This is a genomic window from Streptomyces sp. SID11385 (assembly GCF_010548245.1).
Classification (GTDB): Bacteria; Actinomycetota; Actinomycetes; order Streptomycetales; family Streptomycetaceae; genus Streptomyces.
This window is the reverse complement of the sequence record NZ_JAAGLR010000126.1, coordinates 1-1,561: the sequence shown is the minus strand read 5'-3', so window position 1 is coordinate 1,561 and position 1,561 is coordinate 1. Positions and strand designations below refer to the sequence as shown.

General features: G+C 75.6%; 2 protein-coding genes and 1 pseudogene. All 3 read left to right on the top strand.

Annotated elements, in window-relative coordinates; all coding sequences use genetic code 11:
* Positions 1 to 230, top strand: a pseudogene (locus tag G3I42_RS04160) (magnesium chelatase); the annotation flags it as partial.
* A complete protein-coding gene (cobO, locus tag G3I42_RS04155; RefSeq protein ID WP_164282481.1) occupies positions 230 to 829 on the top strand; it encodes a cob(I)yrinic acid a,c-diamide adenosyltransferase in 600 nt (199 codons plus the stop codon). The pseudogene G3I42_RS04160 and the gene cobO, both read left to right, overlap by 1 nt.
* On the top strand, positions 826 to 1,561 hold a 736-nt coding region (locus tag G3I42_RS04150), incomplete at its 3' end, for a cobyrinate a,c-diamide synthase (RefSeq protein ID WP_164282480.1). The genes cobO and G3I42_RS04150, both read left to right, overlap by 4 nt.

Sequence of the window (1,561 nt, the reverse complement as noted above, 5' to 3'; positions counted from 1 at the left end):
CGCTGCCGCTCGCGCGGCGCGCGGCGGGGCTGCTCGCGGCGGACGGGACGGCCTCGGTCGTCGTGGACTGCGAGGCGGGGCCGGTACGGCTCGGGCTCGCGGGCGATCTCGCGGGGCGGCTCGGCGGGAGCGCGGTGACGCTCGACGAGCTGCGCGCGGACGCGCTCGCCGGGCTCGTGAAGGACGTACGGGGCGGACAGGGCGCCGCCACGACAAGGAGGGCTGCGTAATGCCGCAGGGACAGCCGGCCGTCGTGCCGGACGACGGGATGACGACGCGCCAGCGCCGCAACAGGCCGCTGCTCGCGGTCCACACGGGCCCGGGCAAGGGCAAGTCGACGGCCGCCTTCGGGCTCGCGCTGCGGGCCTGGAACCAGGGCTGGCCGATCGGGGTGTTCCAGTTCGTCAAGTCGGCGAAGTGGAAGGTCGGCGAGGAGAACGCGCTGCGCGTCCTCGGCGCCTCGGGCGAGGGCGGCACGGTCGCCTGGCACAAGATGGGCGAGGGCTGGTCCTGGGTCCAGCGCGACGGCCAGGACTCCAACGAGGACAAGGCCCGCGAGGGCTGGGAGCAGGTCAAGCGGGACCTCGCGGCCGAGACGTACAGGCTGTACGTGCTCGACGAGTTCGCGTACCCGCTGCACTGGGGCTGGATCGACACCGCCGAGGTCGTCGAGACCCTGCGGACCCGCCCCGGCAACCAGCACGTCGTCGTCACGGGGCGCAACGCGCCGCGGGAGCTGATCGACGCGGCGGACCTCGTCACCGAGATGACGAAGATCAAGCACCCGATGGACGCGGGGCAGAAGGGGCAGCGGGGCATCGAGTGGTGAGCACGACCCCGCCGCCGGACGCGCCGGGCGCGCCCCTCCCGCCGCGCCTCGTCCTCGCCGCGCCCTCCTCCAACAGCGGCAAGACGACCGTCGCGACCGGGCTCATGGCCGCCTTCCGCGCGGCCGGGCTCTCCGTGTCGCCGCACAAGGTGGGGCCCGACTACATCGACCCCGGCTACCACGCGCTCGCGACGGGACGGCCCGGGCGCAACCTCGACGCGTACCTGTGCGGCACCGACGCGCTCCTGCCGCTCTTCGCGCACGGCGCGCGCGGCGCGGACCTCGCCGTGGTCGAGGGCGTCATGGGGCTCTACGACGGCGCCGCGGGGCAGGGCGAGCTGGCCTCGACCGCGCAGGTCGCGAAGGCGCTCGGGGCGCCCGTCGTGCTCGTCGTGGACGCCTCGGCGCAGTCGCGCTCGGTCGCGGCGCTCGTGCACGGGTTCGCGTCCTTCGACCCGGAGGTGCGGATCGGCGGGGTGATCCTCAACAAGGTCGGCTCGGACCGGCACGAGGAGTTGCTGCGGGCCGCGCTCGACGAGGCGGGCGTGCCCGTGCTCGGGGTGCTGCGCCGCACGAAGGAGCTGTTCACGCCCTCGCGGCACCTCGGCCTCGTCCCGGCGGCCGAGCGGCGCGCGGAGGCGGTCGACGCGGTCGCCGCGCTCGCGGAGCACGTACGGGCCGGCTGCGACCTGCCCGCGCTGCTGCGCCTCGCGCACTCCGCCGCGACGCGGA

Excerpts from the sequence above, each read along its gene's own strand:
- cobO (WP_164282481.1), top strand. The coding sequence starts at position 230 with ATGCCGCAGGGACAGCCGGCCGTCGTGCCGGACGACGGGATGACGACG.